Genomic DNA, 14,894 nt, shown 5'->3' on the forward strand with positions numbered 1-14,894 from the left:
AAAGCCGCTGTTTTAGCGGCTTTTATATAATACAACGTAAGTGGCGCGTTTAGCTACCTTTGCCTAAACGTTCACCTTGGTAGCTCCCATCTAAAACAGCTTTCCACCATGCTTCGTTATTTAAATACCACTGTACCGTTTTACGAATACCGCTTTCGAACGTTTCCTGCGGCGTCCAACCTAATTCACGCTGAATTTTACCTGCGTCTATTGCGTAGCGCATGTCATGGCCAGGCCGGTCTTGAACGTAGGTAATTTGCTCCGCGTATTTCGTCTCTTTTGGCTTAATGTCATCTAAAATAGCGCAAATGGTTTGCACGACTTCCAAGTTCTGTTTCTCGTTGTGGCCACCTATGTTATAAGTTTCACCAATCTGCCCTTCTAGCGCTACTAAAACCAACGCGCGCGCGTGGTCTTCTACATATAGCCAATCGCGAATTTGATTACCTTTGCCGTAAATAGGCAAGGGCTTTCCGGCTAGCGCGTTTAAGATAACCAGTGGAATCAATTTTTCTGGAAAGTGATAAGGGCCATAATTGTTCGAACAATTGGTTACCAACGTAGGCAACTTATAAGTACGAAGCCACGAACGCACTAATTGGTCCGAACTTGCCTTGCTTGCTGAGTAAGGTGAGCTTGGCGCATAGGGCGTAGTTTCAGTAAACAGTGGAAGCACTGTACCTGGTTCAACGTCGTCTGGATGAGGAAGATCACCATACACTTCATCGGTTGAGATATGGTGAAATTTGAATTCTGCTTTTTTAGTGTCATCAAGCGCAGACCAGTACGCTCTTGCTTGTTCGAGCAGGGTGTAAGTACCTACTACATTGGTTTGTATAAATTCACCCGGGCCATCAATAGAGCGGTCTACGTGAGACTCTGCGGCCAAGTGCATAATAATATCTGGCTGGTAAGTATCGAATACACGCTTAATTTCATCGGCATCACATATATCGACTTGCTCAAAATGATAACGGGCGCTGTCAGACACACTGGTTAATGACTCTAAATTACCGGCATAAGTGAGTTTGTCTACATTCACTACACTATGAGTAGTATCGTGGATTATGTGGCGCACTACTGCAGAACCGATAAAGCCAGCACCACCTGTTACTAAAATTGTTTTATTCATTAATATATACCAAATTCAAATACTGTGGTTGTGGCTATTTACCGTCAGCTAACTCGCTCATCATTGCCGATAACTGCGCCCGCCAGTGCGAGGGATGGCAGCTTGCAAATACGTTTCTCGTAGCTGTCTTATCTAGCACGCTGTAGTGAGGACGCTTGGCTGGTGTTGGATATTCACTAGACGGGATTGGTGACACTGGAATAGCATTATTTAACAAACCTTTTTCAAAGCCTAGTTCTTGAATAGCCAGCGCAAAGTCGTACCAACTTGCCACGCCTTCATCTGTCCAGTGGTAAACCCCTACAGTCTTGTTAACAGCAGCGCAAACGCACACTTCGGCTAACCCCTTTGCCCACGTTGGCGTGCCAATTTGGTCGTCAATAACAGTAAGCTTAGGTTTATCTGCCATTAAGCGAAGCATGGTTTTTACAAAGTTATTGCCGTGCGACGAATACACCCAAGCTGTGCGAATTAAACAGCTGGCTTCAGGAATTATTTCAAGCAGTGCTTTTTCGCCTTCAGCTTTTGACCTACCGTAAGCTCCTTGAGGTTCTATAGGATCATCTGTTAGATAAGGCGAACCTTTATGACCATTAAATACATAGTCGGTAGACACATGTACCATAAATGCGCCTGTCGCCTTACAGAAGGTCGCAAGTTTTTTCACTGCCAACGCGTTAATGGCATTACATGCATCTGTATCTTCTTCAGCTTTATCAACCGCGGTGTACGCAGACGCGTTTATTAAAACATCAACAGATAAAGGCGATAGCTTTTCTTCAATGCTAGCAGTGCTAGTAATATCGACATCATCACGCCCTAAATACGTAACCTGATGCTTGCTATTTTCAAGTTCACGAGAAAGCTCAAACGCCAGCTGGCCAGACTTACCTATAATTACAATATTCATTAATTGCTAATATCCAGTAAATATTAAAATGTAGGAGCGTCTGTAAAAGCTAAGCCTGCTTCATCTTTACCGGATAGTGAAGGCGCTTTACCATTAACTAGCGGCCAAGTGATCCCTAATGTTGGGTCGTCATACTTCACAGAAATTTCCGATTCAGGATGATAGTAGTCAGTGCACTTATACACAAACTCTGCTGATTCACTAGTTACGTAAAAGCCGTGCGCAAAACCCGCAGGCACCCAAAGTTGACGTTTGTTCTCGGCAGATAGGGTTACTCCTACCCACTTACCAAACGTGGCAGAGTTTTTACGCATATCTACCGCTACATCGTATACTTCACCACTAACAACCCGAACAAGTTTGCCCTGAGTTTGCTGCATTTGGTAGTGGAGCCCGCGCAGAATACCTTGGCTAGATTTAGAGTGATTATCTTGCACAAACTCTACATTTGCACATTCTTGCTTAAACCAATCTTTGCGGAAAGTTTCAAGAAAAAAACCGCGCTCATCACCAAAAACTTTCGGCTCGATAATTTTAACGTCGGGAATGTCAGTACCAATAACTTGCATAGAGATAATATTTCCGTTTTAACTACTTATTTAACGCGGTCATGAATAACTTTAAGAAGATAATTGCCATACCCACTTTTTTTAAGCGGTGCAGCAAGTTTTTCAAGTTGAGCAGCATCGATGTAGCCCATTCTATAGGCCACCTCTTCTGGACAGCACACCTTCAACCCTTGTCGTTTTTCAATAGCTGCAACAAAATTAGCAGCATCTAGCAAGGAGTCGAGCGTACCTGTATCTAGCCATGCTGATCCACGGCCCATTAGCTCAACCTTTAAACTACCATCTTTGAGGTAAAGGTTATTCAAATCGGTGATTTCTAACTCGCCACGTGAAGAAGGTCTCACTTCTTTCGCGAAGTCGATCACGCGATTATCGTAAAAGTAAAGTCCTGTTACTGCATAATTTGATTTTGGCTTAGCGGGCTTTTCTTCAATTGACAGAGCATTCCAATCATTGTCGAATTCGACGACACCGTAGCGCTCTGGGTCGTTAACGTGATAGCCAAACACCGTGGCACCGCTCTCTTGTTTGAAAGTACTCTGAAGCGAAGACTTTAGGTCGTGCCCATAATAAATATTGTCTCCCAATATTAGTGAACAGCTATCGTTACCTATAAAGTCCTCACCAATTAGAAAGGCTTGCGCTAGACCGTCAGGTGAAGGCTGAACTGCATATTGAATATTCATGCCCAAAGATTCACCATCCCCAATTAAGTCGATGAACCGTTGCTGTTCTTCTGGCGTGGTAATGATTAGTACATCGCGAATACCCGACATCATTAAGGTGGTAAGCGGATAATAAATCATAGGTTTGTCATAGACTGGCATTAATTGCTTACTGACCACTTTAGTCAGTGGATGCAAACGCGTGCCAGAGCCGCCAGCTAGAATTATTCCTTTTCTCATAGTTACCGTCTTTTGGGGTTTACATTAATTTGCTAAATCGAACTTAGGCACATGGTAACTGAATTGATATTTGAATCCCAGATAGTTGTTTAAGGCATTTACGTTGCGTAGTAAAAAATACTCAGAGGAAGCATTATTCCTAACAAATTTTAAGCTTGTAACACAAGCAATAGCATTCATTAATTTTTAAACGAGAGTCATTGCTAAAAGACACTTCATACTTAAATAACCTTGGCGTACCTCCGGTTAAATCCTGAGTCATTATAGTTTTCCAGAACTGGCGTGAAACAATATTAAAGACCGCGCTTGAATAATCCACGAATGCAGTCTAGATCAAATTCCTCGTTGAAGAAAACACGATAAGGAACCTATCGCAAAATTGAATGTGGAGATATCTGGACGGACACCGATTATCTCTGCGTAATCGAGATTGTAATTTTTGCGCGAGATTTCACACAAAAAAAAGGCCTGAGTTCTCACTCAGGCCCTTTTTAAATCGAGTATTAATTACTCTTCAGTTGCTTCTACTGCTTCTTCTTCAGCTTCTACAACTGGACGGTCAACTAGCTCAACATATGCCATTGGGGCATTGTCGCCAGCACGGAAACCGCATTTAAGAATGCGAGTGTAACCGCCTGGACGAGCTTCGTAACGAGGACCAAGCTCGTTGAATAGTTTACCTACTACCTCTTTGTCACCAGTGCGGGCGAAAGCTAGACGGCGGTTTGCAACGCTGTCTTCTTTAGCCATAGTGATTAGAGGCTCGATTACGCGACGTAATTCTTTCGCTTTTGGTAACGTAGTTTTGATCACTTCGTGCTTGACCAAAGAACCGGCCATGTTTTTGAACATAGCTTGACGATGGCTGCTGTTGCGATTCAACTGACGACCACTCTTACGATGGCGCATAGTTTTATCCTTCTCTACAAATCAGTTTGATAAAAACCTGATTAATCTTTTTCAGCGATGCTCTCTGGCGGCCAGTTTTCTAGGCGCATACCTAGAGAAAGACCACGAGATGCTAGAACATCTTTGATTTCAGTTAGCGATTTCTTACCAAGGTTTGGCGTTTTAAGTAGCTCAACCTCAGTGCGCTGTACCAGGTCACCAATGTACTGGATAGCTTCTGCTTTCAAACAGTTTGCAGAACGTACTGTCAGCTCTAGGTCATCTACTGGACGAAGCAGAATCGGATCGAATTCTGGCTTCTCTTCTTTCGCTTCTGGCTCAGACACATCACGTAGGTCAACGAATGCATCTAGCTGTTCAGCTAGGATAGTAGCAGAACGGCGGATCGCTTCTTCAGGATCCAAAGTACCGTTCGTCTCCATGTCGATGATTAGTTTGTCTAGGTCTGTGCGTTGTTCAACACGTGCAGACTCTACACTGTAAGCAATACGTTCAACTGGGCTGTATGAAGCGTCTACTAACAAACGACCAATTGGACGATCATCTTCTTCAGAGGAGCGACGGGTAGAAGCTGGAACATAACCACGGCCCATTTCTACTTTAATGCGCATGCTGATTTCAGCTTCGCCAGTTAAAGTACAAATTACATGCTCAGGGTTTGCAATTTCTACGTCGCCATCATGCTGAATATCACCAGCAACAACAGGGCCAGCGCCAGATTTCACTAGAGTTAGGGTTGCCTCAGTTTTACCTTCAAGGCGAACCGCTAAACCTTTAAGATTTAGCAAAATCTCAATTACGTCTTCCTGAACACCTTCTTTGGTGCTGTACTCGTGAAGAACGCCGTCAATTTCTACCTCGGTAACTGCACATCCTGGCATAGATGACAGTAAAATACGACGTAGGGCGTTACCTAGAGTATGGCCAAAGCCGCGCTCTAGTGGTTCCAAAGTTACTTTGGCACGAGTAGGAGAAACGTTTTCGATCTCAACTAATCTCGGTTTTAGGAATTCAGTCACAGAACCCACAATGCTTCCTCTTTAGTTAGCTTTACTTAGAGTAAAGTTCGACGATCAACTGTTCGTTAATTTCCGCAGACAGGTCAGTTCTTTCAGGAACGCGCTTGAAAGTGCCTTCCATTTTGCTGCTGTCTACTTCAATCCAGGTTGGCTTCTCACGTTGGTCAGCCAGTTCCAAAGCAGCAACGATACGCGCTTGCTTTTTAGCCTTTTCACGAACAGAAACCACGTCTTCGGCAGAAACGTTAAACGATGGGATGTTCACAACTTGACCATTAACCATGATCGCCTTGTGGCTAACTAGCTGACGTGCTTCAGCACGAGTGCTAGCGAAACCCATACGGTAAACTACGTTATCAAGACGCTGTTCTAAAAGCTGTAGCAAGTTTTCACCTGTGTTGCCTTTAAGACGTGCAGCTTCTTTATAGTAGTTGCGGAATTGCTTTTCCAGAACGCCGTACATACGACGAACTTTTTGTTTTTCACGCAGCTGAACACCGTAGTCAGACAGACGGCCACGACGGGCACCGTGCTGACCAGGCGCTGTATCGATTTTACATTTAGAATCGATTGCGCGAACGCCGCTTTTTAGGAACAGGTCAGTTCCTTCGCGACGGCTAAGTTTGAGTTTTGGACCCAAATATCTTGCCATGATCTTTCTCCAACTGTCCGTCGATTAAACGCGACGTTTTTTCGGTGGACGACAACCGTTGTGAGGAATAGGGGTCACATCGGTAATGTTTGTGATCTTATAACCTGTAGCGTTAAGAGCACGGATCGCAGACTCACGGCCTGGACCTGGACCTTTAACGAAAACTTCAAGGTTTTTAAGACCGTATTCTTGTGCAGCAACACCTGCACGCTCAGCAGCTACCTGTGCAGCAAATGGGGTAGATTTACGTGAACCACGGAAACCTGAACCACCAGATGTCGCCCATGCTAGTGCATTGCCTGAACGGTCTGTAATAGTCACAATTGTGTTGTTGAAAGACGCATGGATATGAGCCATACCGTCTGCAACCTGACGTTTAGCGCGCTTACGCGTGCTACGAGCTGGTGCTTTAGCCATAACTTACTCCCCGTTTACTTCTTAATTGGCTTACGAGGACCTTTACGGGTACGCGCATTAGTTTTAGTGCGCTGACCACGTAGAGGCAAGCTACGACGGTGGCGAATACCACGGAAGCAACCCAGGTCCATCAAACGTTTGATGCTCATAGAGACTTCACGGCGTAGATCACCTTCAACGGTGAATTTAGCCACTTCGTCACGAAGCTTATCAATAGTAGCTTCGTCTAGCTCTTTGATTTTTGTATTTTCTGCAACACCAGCACCCGCACAAATGCTTTTCGCACGTGTGGGACCAACGCCATAGATCGCTTGGATAGCGATTACAGCATGCTTGTGCTCAGGAATGTTAATGCCAGCGATACGGGCCATTAACAGCACTCCTCTTGTTTATTTGTCGACGACCTAAAAAGCCCGATAGGATACTTACCCGTCGACTAAATTGCAAATTAAGGTTCAAAATACTTTAAAACAAAACTAGCAGAACCAGACAAGTACTATCTAGGTTCTGCTTACTTAGCTTTGCGAATATCTTGTTCCGCTTAGATTAGCCCTGACGCTGCTTATGCTTTGGGTCAGAACTGCAAATTACACGCACAACACCGTTGCGCTTGATAACTTTACAGTTACGGCAAATCTTTTTTACTGATGCACGAACTTTCATTACATCTTTCCCCTTTCTATCAATATTAAGGGGCTAACTTATCGGCCGTAGCCTTTAAGGTTAGCTTTCTTCAGCACAGACTCATATTGACTAGACATCAAATGTGTCTGTACTTGTGCCATAAAGTCCATAATAACTACTACGATAATGAGAAGCGACGTACCACCGAAGTAGAACGGCACATTCCAAGCAATTAGCATGAATTCAGGCACTAAACAAATAAAGGTTATGTACAGTGCGCCAGCCAGTGTAAGGCGAGTCATTACCTTGTCAATGTATCGTGACGTTTGCTCACCCGGGCGGATGCCTGGAATGAACGCGCCAGACTTCTTCAAGTTATCTGCTGTATCACGCGGGTTGAAAACCAACGCCGTGTAGAAGAAGCAGAAGAAGATAATCGCAGCTGCGTATAACATCACGTACAGCGGTTGACCAGGAGATAGCATAAGCGCTACATCTTGCAACCACGCTGTTGATTCATTCTGTCCGAACCATCCTGCGATGGTGCCCGGGAACAAAATAATGCTAGAAGCAAAGATTGGTGGAATTACACCAGCAATGTTGACTTTTAGCGGTAAATGGGTGCTTTGCGCAGCAAAAACCTGACGGCCTTGCTGACGTTTTGCGTAGTTTACCACAATTCTGCGCTGTCCGCGCTCTACAAATACAACTAGGTATGTAAGAGCGATAACAATAACGCCAATCAACAGTAGGAACAACAAGTTAATGTCGCCCTGCCTTGCTTGTTCCGCAGTCTGACCTATCGCTGTTGGTAGACCGGCAACAATACCAGCAAAAATCAATATAGAGATACCGTTACCAATACCTCGTTCGGTAATTTGCTCACCCAACCACATAAGGAACATAGTTCCTGTGACTAGGCTCACTACTGCCGTAAAGTAGAATCCGAAGCCAGGGTTTATCACCAATCCATTAATCAGGTTAGGCAAACCAGTCGAAATCCCAATAGATTGGAAGATAGCCAATACAAGCGTTAGATAACGCGTGTACTGACTAATTTTACGACGGCCTGCTTCGCCTTCTTTTTTAAGCTCCACCATCGGTGGGTGAACCACCGAGAGCAACTGCATGATAATGGATGCAGTAATGTATGGCATAATGCCCAAAGCCAGAACGGATGCACGCTCAAGCGCACCACCAGAGAACATGTTGAACATTTCTACAATGGTGCCTTTTTGTTGCTCGAACAAGTCAGCAAGTACAGCTGGATCGATGCCAGGGATAGGAACGTAAGAACCTAGTCTGAATACAACAATCGCACCTAGTACGAACAACAATCTTGCTTTAAGCTCACTCAAGCCGCTTTTCGCGCCTGAATCCAATCCTGGTTTAGCCATCTAGCTTATTCCTCTACTTTACCGCCAGCAGCTTCAATCGCTTCTTTAGCGCCTTTAGTAACCTTTAACCCGCTTACTGTAACAGCGCGTGATACTTCACCGCTCTTGACAACTTTAACGAACTGGATTTCTTTCTTAACGATACCAGCTGCTTTTAAAGTCTCAAGAGACGCAGTATCACCATCAACCTTCGCGATTTCAGCAAGAGTTACTTGATCAGTAACAAAGCTCTTGCGTGAAGTGAAACCGAACTTCGGAAGACGACGCTGGATAGGCATCTGACCACCTTCGAATCCTGGCTTAACACGGCCACCTGAACGGCTTTTTTGACCTTTGTGACCTACGCCACCTGTTTTACCAAGACCTGAGCCGATACCACGACCAGAACGCTTACCAGTAGGCTTTGAACCTTCGGCTGGAGAAATTGTATTTAAACGCATGTCTTACTCCTCCACTATCTCAACCATGTAATATACACGGTTGATCATGCCACGAACGGCTGGGGTGTCTTCCAGTTCACGAACATGGTTGATTTTACGAAGACCTAAACCTTTAAGCGTAGCTTTGTGCTTTGGCAGACGGCCAATTGCACTTTTGGTTTGCTTTACTTTAATCGTTGCCATGTCTGATTACCCCAAAATTTCTTCTACAGACAATCCACGCTTCGCAGCAACTTTCGCCGGGCTGTTCATTTCTGTCAGCGCGTTGATTGTTGCACGTACAACGTTGATTGGGTTTGTAGAGCCGTAACATTTTGAAAGTACGTTTTGTACACCAGCTACTTCAAGTACTGCACGCATCGCACCACCGGCAATAATACCGGTACCTTCAGATGCTGGCTGCATGTAAACTTTAGAGCCAGAGTGACGACCTTTAATCGGGTGCTGTAACGTGTGACCGTTAAGGTCTACGTCAACCATGTTGCGACGAGCCTTTTCCATTGCTTTTTGGATTGCAGCAGGAACTTCACGTGCCTTACCGTAACCAAAACCAACGCGACCGTTACCGTCACCCACTACTGTCAATGCAGTGAAACTAAAGATACGACCACCTTTAACCACTTTAGATACGCGGTTTACGGCGATCAATTTCTCTAGAAATTCACCATTTTGAACGTCTTGTTTAGCCATTATAAACTCCTAGAACTGAAGACCAGCTTCGCGAGCTGCATCAGCTAATGCTTTAACGCGACCGTGGTATTGGAAACCACTACGATCGAAAGCCACTGTTTTAATGCCTTTCTCAAGCGCGCGCTCTGCGATTGCTTTACCGACTACCGTCGCTGCTTCAGCGTTACCTGTAGACTTAAGATCTTTTGCAAGATCTTTCTCAACAGTTGAAGCCGCTGCTAACACTTCAGAACCGCATGGAGCGATTAGCTGAGCGTAGATGTGGCGAGGTGTACGGTTAACTACCAAGCGATGCGCGGCCAGTTCACGAATTTTTGCTCGTGCGCGAGTAGCGCGACGAATGCGAGCTGTTTTCTTATCCATCGTATCACCCACCTACTTTTTCTTAGCTTCTTTACGACGTACGTGTTCGTCAGCGTAACGTACACCTTTACCTTTGTAAGGCTCTGGTGGACGGTAACCACGAATGTTCGCCGCAACCTGACCAACCACCTGCTTATCGGCGCCTTTAACGACGATTTCAGTTTGGCTAGGAGTTTCAACCGTAATGCCTTCAGGCATTTCGTATACTACAGGGTGAGAGAAACCTAGTGTAAGGTTTAGCTTGGCACCTTGTGCTTGTGCACGGTAACCAACACCTAATAACTGAAGTTTTTTCTCGAAACCTTGTGAAACACCTTGAACCATTGCGTTCAGGATAGAGCGCGCAGTACCAGCCTGTGCCCAACCGTCTACAAAGCCTTCACGTGGAAGTGCTTTAAGTTGGTTCTCTTCCTGTGCAACTTCTACAGCGTCGTTGAAAACGCGGGTCAAAGTGCCTTTACTACCTTTAACAGTAACTTCTTGACCAGAGATAGAAACTTCTACACCTGATACAACGTCTACTGGGGCTTTTGCTATACGTGACATTTCAACTCCTCCGTTATGCTACATAACCGATGATCTCACCGCCCATGCCAGCGTTACGCGCTGCACGGTCAGTCATCACACCTTTAGAAGTCGACACGATAGCTACGCCTAAACCACCCATAACCTTTGGAAGCTCATCTTTTTTCTTATAGATGCGCAGACCAGGACGGCTTACACGTTCGATAGTGTCAATTACTTGCTTGCCTTCGAAGTACTTAAGCGTAACTTCTAAAACAGGCTTAACGTCACCAGAAGCAGCGAAGTCAGTAATATAACCTTCAGCTTTCAATACTTCACAGATTGCAACGCGAAGTTTTGAAGAAGGCATAGTTACAGAAACTTTCTGTGCCATCTGGCCGTTACGGATGCGGGTAAACATATCCGCGATAGGATCTTGCATGCTCATTATCAGCTACTCCTTACCAGCTGGCTTTCTTAAGGCCAGGGACTTCACCGCGCATCGCTGCTTCGCGAAGCTTAATACGGCTAAGACCGAATTTGCGTAGGTAACCATGTGGACGACCAGTTACACGGCAACGGTTACGTTGACGTGAAGAACTAGAGTCACGTGGCAGTTGTTGTAGCTTCAGAACAGCGTCCCAACGCTCTTCTTCAGAAACGTTAACATCGCTGATAATCGCTTTAAGTGCGGCGCGCTTCTCAGCATACTTAGCTACTAGCTTAGTACGCTTAGCTTCGCGTGCCTTCATTGATTCTTTTGCCATAACCCTACACCCCTACTTTTTGAATGGGAAGTTAAACGCGTCCAGCAGAGCACGTGCTTCTTCATTTGTATTCGCACTGGTAGTGATAGTGATATCCATACCGCGAACCTTATCCACTTTATCGAAATCGATTTCAGGGAAAATGATTTGCTCACGCACGCCCATGCTGTAGTTACCACGTCCGTCGAATGATTTAGGATTCAAACCACGGAAGTCGCGAACACGTGGAATAGCGATTGAAATCAAACGCTCTAGGAATTCCCACATACGCTCGCCGCGTAGGGTTACTTTACAGCCAATCGGATAACCTTCACGGATTTTAAAACCCGCTACTGATTTTCTAGCAACTGTAACAACAGGCTTCTGACCGGCGATAGCCGTCATGTCAGCTTGAGCATTCTCAAGTACCTTTTTGTCAGCAACTGCTTCACCTAAACCCATGTTTAGAGTGATTTTTTCAATCCGAGGGACTTGCATGACGCTTTTGTACCCGAACTGCTTAGCAAGTTCAGCTACTACTGTTTCTTTATAGAAATCATGCAGTTTCGCCATCGTACTCTCCAATATAATTAAACAAGTTCGCCGTTAGACTTGAAGAAACGTACTTTCTTCTCATCTTCAAAACGGAAACCAACGCGATCTGCTTTGCCCGTTGCCGGGTTAACAATCGCAACATTAGAAACGTGAATAGAAGCTTCTTTCTCAACGATGCCACCAGCTACGCCCAATTGTGGGTTTGGCTTAGTGTGCTTCTTAACGAGATTAACGCCTTCTACAATTACACGGTTGTCAGCAATAAGCACTTTAAGGACTTTGCCTTGTTTGCCTTTGTCTTTACCCGCTAATACGACTACTTCATCATCACGACGAATTTTATTAGCCATTATCGTGACTCCTTATAGTACCTCTGGGGCCAATGAGATGATTTTCATGAAGTTTTCACTTCTCAACTCACGGGTAACCGGGCCAAAGATACGCGTACCAATTGGTTGCTTGTTAGCATTAAGCATAACAGCCGCGTTACCGTCAAAACGAATGGTAGAACCATCTGCACGACGAACGCCTTTTCTAGTACGCACCACCACTGCATTCAGTACGTCACCTTTTTTAACTTTACCGCGAGGAATTGCTTCCTTAACAGTAACTTTGATGATGTCACCGATACCTGCATAACGGCGATGCGAGCCACCAAGAACCTTAATACACTGAACCCTGCGAGCGCCGCTGTTGTCTGCAACGTCCAGGTTAGTTTGCATTTGGATCATGTTAGTGCTCCGCTCTTAAAATTAAGACTCTCCCGAGTCGTTAGTGCTGCTAAAAACAACTGGATGTCGTTGCTTTTATATACATACCCCCATAAAAAGGGCGCGAAATAATAACAGAAAAGTTTTGGAAGTGATAGCGGTAAATTGAATTATTTTTAAACTATGTGCGCAATAAAAAAGCCCCGACCAAAAGCCGGGGCTGATAACCTCGTCATCGGTTGTCAAGCAGGATTTTTTAGGCGATTTTCATTGCTAACAAGCTGTTTACTCAAGTGCCTGAAAAGGCATTCTTTCAGCCGACTTACACCAACAGGTTTAGATATGAAGTCGTTCATGCCTGATTTCAAGCATTTTTCTTTGTCACCGGTTAATGCGTTAGCGGTTAGCGCAATAATAGGGATTTCACGTGTCTCGTTTCCCATCTCTCTGATGTGTTTGGTTGCTTCTATTCCATCCATTACAGGCATATGACAGTCCATCAATATAATACTATAAGGAGACTTTTCTTTTAAAGCGCCTTTGACTTTATCTAAAGCCTCTTCGCCGTTTTCGGCCAAATCTGCACTAATGCCTATCTCTTTCAATTGCTCTTTAATAACGAGTTGATTTATTTCATTATCTTCTACTATAAGAGCTTTAAACGCGCTTAGTTCTCTTTTAGACGGAATATAGACGGGATTATGACCGCACGCTTTTTCTGCAACGGCCCCTGCGTTAGCATCGTCTAACATGAGGGTTACAATAAACCGTGCTCCAACGCCCAAATTGCTAGACACTTCTACCTTACCATCGTAATGCTCAGCGATTTGACTCACAATAGACAAGCCCAAGCCTGTTCCACCGTATCTACGCTGCGTAGAACTCTCAGCTTGAGTGAACGGTGAAAATATCAATTTTTGCTGCTGCTCACTAATGCCTATTCCTGAATCGGTCACAATTAATTTAACGCAAAATCGACCTTTTCCGTAACGGGTGCTCTTGGTTTCAACCGAAACTTTTCCTTCTTTTGTAAACTTAATAGCATTGTTGAGTAGGTTGATCAAAATCTGCCCAACTCTTAATTTATCAGCAATAAAGGTTTTGCCCTCAACTCCCTTAGTGTTTACTAAAAGCTCTATCCCTTTTTCGTGAGCAAGCCTTGTAAACATAGGAATCTGCTCTTCGATTACATCAGCAAGGTTGATAGGCGATTCCTCGAAAGACATATTGCCGGAGTCAATCTTAGAGAAATCCAATATGTCATTAACAATATTGAGCAGGGACTCGGCACTTCTTATTGCGATGCTAGCATACTCAAATTGCTTGGCGTTAAGAGACGTACTCATAAGCGATTCTAACATGCCCTGCACGCCATGGATGGGGGTACGAATCTCATGGCTCATATTGGCAAGAAACTCGCTTCTTGCTTTCAGGGCGTTTTCTGCCATGTCCGTTTTTTGCTGCAGCATGACCTTGTCCATATGAAGCTGTGTAATGTCGACAGTTGCACCAATTACCTTTACGCAGCGCCCGTTTTCTATGACGGGATGAGCTCGGCTTTGCAACCAGCGGGTTTCTCCCGCATCGGTGCGAACTTCAAGCTCATAGGAGAAGTCTTCGCCTGTTTTTATCATATGATTGAATTGGTCGACATAGGTAGTACGCTGCTCGTCACCAACCACAAATTTGATCACGTCTTCTGGCTTAACTACCTTCTCACCATGCACATGCAGCATTCGCTTGAGCGCACCTGACCAAATCAATGCGCCAGTATCAACATTTAACTCCCATGTACCTACACCAGCGAGGTTAGTTACCTGATGTAATAATGAGTTTCGTTCTTCTAGCACTGCTTTTTGTGCATTAAGGTTATTCATCGCTTGTTGGCGCTCTAATTCATTACCAATCCACGAAGCAAGTAAAAGTAAATAATCCGTTTCAATTGATGTAAAAGGCCTTTCCCGTGGGCTAAGGGATGAAAAGTTTACTGTACCGAAAAATTCACCATGTACTCGAACTGGCGACGCTAGATAACTTTTTAACGTGTACTTCTCAAAGCACGGATGTGACGCACCTGGCGTTTCGTCTATATTGTGATAAGCCACTACAGCATCTTTGTTCACCACGTCAGCGCAGTAAGTGTCTAACAACGCGAAGGCCTTATTTAATGGAATACCATTATCTGGGGGGAACACACTAAGAACACGGTAATTATCGCCTTGAATATTACTGACAATCCCTGTTTCCAACCCGAGTATTTCCGTACCTATGCATAGTAGGCTTTCAAGCTTTCTATTAAATGAAAGCGCGTTGTCATTTGATATGGTTTGTAGTTCTTGAATAATACTCATG

General features: G+C 44.6%; 22 protein-coding genes. All 22 read right to left on the reverse strand.

Features of this window, described 5'->3' with window-relative positions; translation table 11 throughout:
- Nucleotides 1–49: 49 nt before the first annotated feature.
- The 22 genes from rfbB to V7R42_RS17575 all read right to left on the reverse strand — a co-directional run bounded on the left by rfbB (nt 50) and on the right by V7R42_RS17575 (nt 14,893).
- Complete coding sequence (gene rfbB, locus V7R42_RS17470) at nt 50–1,132, reverse strand: dTDP-glucose 4,6-dehydratase (protein WP_334021641.1); 1,083 nt, start codon at nt 1,130–1,132, stop codon at nt 50–52.
- Between the two features lie 34 nt (nt 1,133–1,166).
- On the reverse strand, nt 1,167–2,042 hold the full coding sequence (gene rfbD / locus V7R42_RS17475) for a dTDP-4-dehydrorhamnose reductase (protein ID WP_334021642.1): 876 nt from the start codon (nt 2,040–2,042) through the stop codon (nt 1,167–1,169).
- A gap of 23 nt (nt 2,043–2,065) precedes the next feature.
- The gene (gene rfbC / locus V7R42_RS17480; protein ID WP_334021643.1) at nt 2,066–2,611 is read right to left on the reverse strand and encodes a dTDP-4-dehydrorhamnose 3,5-epimerase; all 546 of its coding nucleotides are present in this window, start codon (nt 2,609–2,611) and stop codon (nt 2,066–2,068) included.
- 26 nt (nt 2,612–2,637) lie between these two features.
- Nucleotides 2,638–3,516 carry a glucose-1-phosphate thymidylyltransferase RfbA gene (gene rfbA, locus V7R42_RS17485; protein ID WP_334021645.1) on the reverse strand — a complete coding sequence of 293 codons (879 nt, stop codon included), beginning with the start codon at nt 3,514–3,516 and terminating at the stop codon, nt 2,638–2,640.
- A 507-nt stretch (nt 3,517–4,023) separates the two neighbouring features.
- Nucleotides 4,024–4,425, reverse strand: coding sequence for a 50S ribosomal protein L17 (gene rplQ / locus V7R42_RS17490; RefSeq protein ID WP_012519212.1), 402 nt, complete (start codon nt 4,423–4,425; stop codon nt 4,024–4,026).
- Between the two features lie 41 nt (nt 4,426–4,466).
- Complete coding sequence (locus V7R42_RS17495; RefSeq protein WP_039217818.1) at nt 4,467–5,456, reverse strand: DNA-directed RNA polymerase subunit alpha; 990 nt, start codon at nt 5,454–5,456, stop codon at nt 4,467–4,469.
- 19 nt (nt 5,457–5,475) lie between these two features.
- A complete protein-coding gene (gene rpsD, locus V7R42_RS17500; RefSeq protein WP_012519214.1) occupies nt 5,476–6,096 on the reverse strand; it encodes a 30S ribosomal protein S4 in 621 nt (206 codons plus the stop codon).
- A gap of 24 nt (nt 6,097–6,120) precedes the next feature.
- Nucleotides 6,121–6,513, reverse strand: a complete 393-nt coding sequence (rpsK, locus tag V7R42_RS17505) for a 30S ribosomal protein S11 (RefSeq protein ID WP_012519215.1) — start codon at nt 6,511–6,513, stop codon at nt 6,121–6,123.
- Between the two features lie 14 nt (nt 6,514–6,527).
- Entirely contained in the window at nt 6,528–6,884 is a 357-nt protein-coding gene (gene rpsM, locus V7R42_RS17510; RefSeq protein ID WP_012519216.1) for a 30S ribosomal protein S13, read from the reverse strand.
- 175 nt (nt 6,885–7,059) lie between these two features.
- On the reverse strand, nt 7,060–7,176 hold the full coding sequence (gene rpmJ / locus V7R42_RS17515; protein ID WP_012519217.1) for a 50S ribosomal protein L36: 117 nt from the start codon (nt 7,174–7,176) through the stop codon (nt 7,060–7,062).
- A 38-nt stretch (nt 7,177–7,214) separates the two neighbouring features.
- The gene (secY, locus tag V7R42_RS17520; protein ID WP_014977524.1) at nt 7,215–8,534 is read right to left on the reverse strand and encodes a preprotein translocase subunit SecY; all 1,320 of its coding nucleotides are present in this window, start codon (nt 8,532–8,534) and stop codon (nt 7,215–7,217) included.
- Nucleotides 8,535–8,539: 5 nt separating this feature from the next.
- Entirely contained in the window at nt 8,540–8,974 is a 435-nt protein-coding gene (rplO, locus tag V7R42_RS17525) for a 50S ribosomal protein L15 (protein WP_049586735.1), read from the reverse strand.
- A 3-nt stretch (nt 8,975–8,977) separates the two neighbouring features.
- Complete coding sequence (rpmD, locus tag V7R42_RS17530; RefSeq protein WP_014950907.1) at nt 8,978–9,157, reverse strand: 50S ribosomal protein L30; 180 nt, start codon at nt 9,155–9,157, stop codon at nt 8,978–8,980.
- A 6-nt stretch (nt 9,158–9,163) separates the two neighbouring features.
- Nucleotides 9,164–9,664, reverse strand: coding sequence for a 30S ribosomal protein S5 (gene rpsE, locus V7R42_RS17535; RefSeq protein ID WP_012519221.1), 501 nt, complete (start codon nt 9,662–9,664; stop codon nt 9,164–9,166).
- A 9-nt stretch (nt 9,665–9,673) separates the two neighbouring features.
- Nucleotides 9,674–10,027, reverse strand: coding sequence for a 50S ribosomal protein L18 (gene rplR / locus V7R42_RS17540; protein ID WP_014950908.1), 354 nt, complete (start codon nt 10,025–10,027; stop codon nt 9,674–9,676).
- Nucleotides 10,028–10,039: 12 nt separating this feature from the next.
- A complete protein-coding gene (gene rplF, locus V7R42_RS17545; RefSeq protein ID WP_334021649.1) occupies nt 10,040–10,573 on the reverse strand; it encodes a 50S ribosomal protein L6 in 534 nt (177 codons plus the stop codon).
- 13 nt (nt 10,574–10,586) lie between these two features.
- Nucleotides 10,587–10,979, reverse strand: a complete 393-nt coding sequence (gene rpsH, locus V7R42_RS17550; protein ID WP_012519224.1) for a 30S ribosomal protein S8 — start codon at nt 10,977–10,979, stop codon at nt 10,587–10,589.
- Between the two features lie 13 nt (nt 10,980–10,992).
- Nucleotides 10,993–11,298 (reverse strand): 30S ribosomal protein S14, encoded by a 306-nt coding sequence (gene rpsN, locus V7R42_RS17555; protein WP_012519225.1) that lies wholly within the window; start codon nt 11,296–11,298, stop codon nt 10,993–10,995.
- Between the two features lie 12 nt (nt 11,299–11,310).
- The gene (gene rplE, locus V7R42_RS17560; protein ID WP_014950911.1) at nt 11,311–11,850 is read right to left on the reverse strand and encodes a 50S ribosomal protein L5; all 540 of its coding nucleotides are present in this window, start codon (nt 11,848–11,850) and stop codon (nt 11,311–11,313) included.
- 17 nt (nt 11,851–11,867) lie between these two features.
- Nucleotides 11,868–12,182 (reverse strand): 50S ribosomal protein L24, encoded by a 315-nt coding sequence (rplX, locus tag V7R42_RS17565; protein ID WP_014950912.1) that lies wholly within the window; start codon nt 12,180–12,182, stop codon nt 11,868–11,870.
- A gap of 12 nt (nt 12,183–12,194) precedes the next feature.
- Nucleotides 12,195–12,563, reverse strand: a complete 369-nt coding sequence (rplN, locus tag V7R42_RS17570) for a 50S ribosomal protein L14 (RefSeq protein WP_012519228.1) — start codon at nt 12,561–12,563, stop codon at nt 12,195–12,197.
- Nucleotides 12,564–12,784: 221 nt separating this feature from the next.
- On the reverse strand, nt 12,785–14,893 hold the full coding sequence (locus V7R42_RS17575) for a GAF domain-containing hybrid sensor histidine kinase/response regulator (RefSeq protein WP_334021651.1): 2,109 nt from the start codon (nt 14,891–14,893) through the stop codon (nt 12,785–12,787).
- Nucleotide 14,894 lies beyond the last annotated feature (1 nt).

Origin of the sequence: Alteromonas sp. S015, assembly GCF_036864485.1 — a bacterium.
GTDB lineage: Bacteria > Pseudomonadota > Gammaproteobacteria > Enterobacterales > Alteromonadaceae > Alteromonas.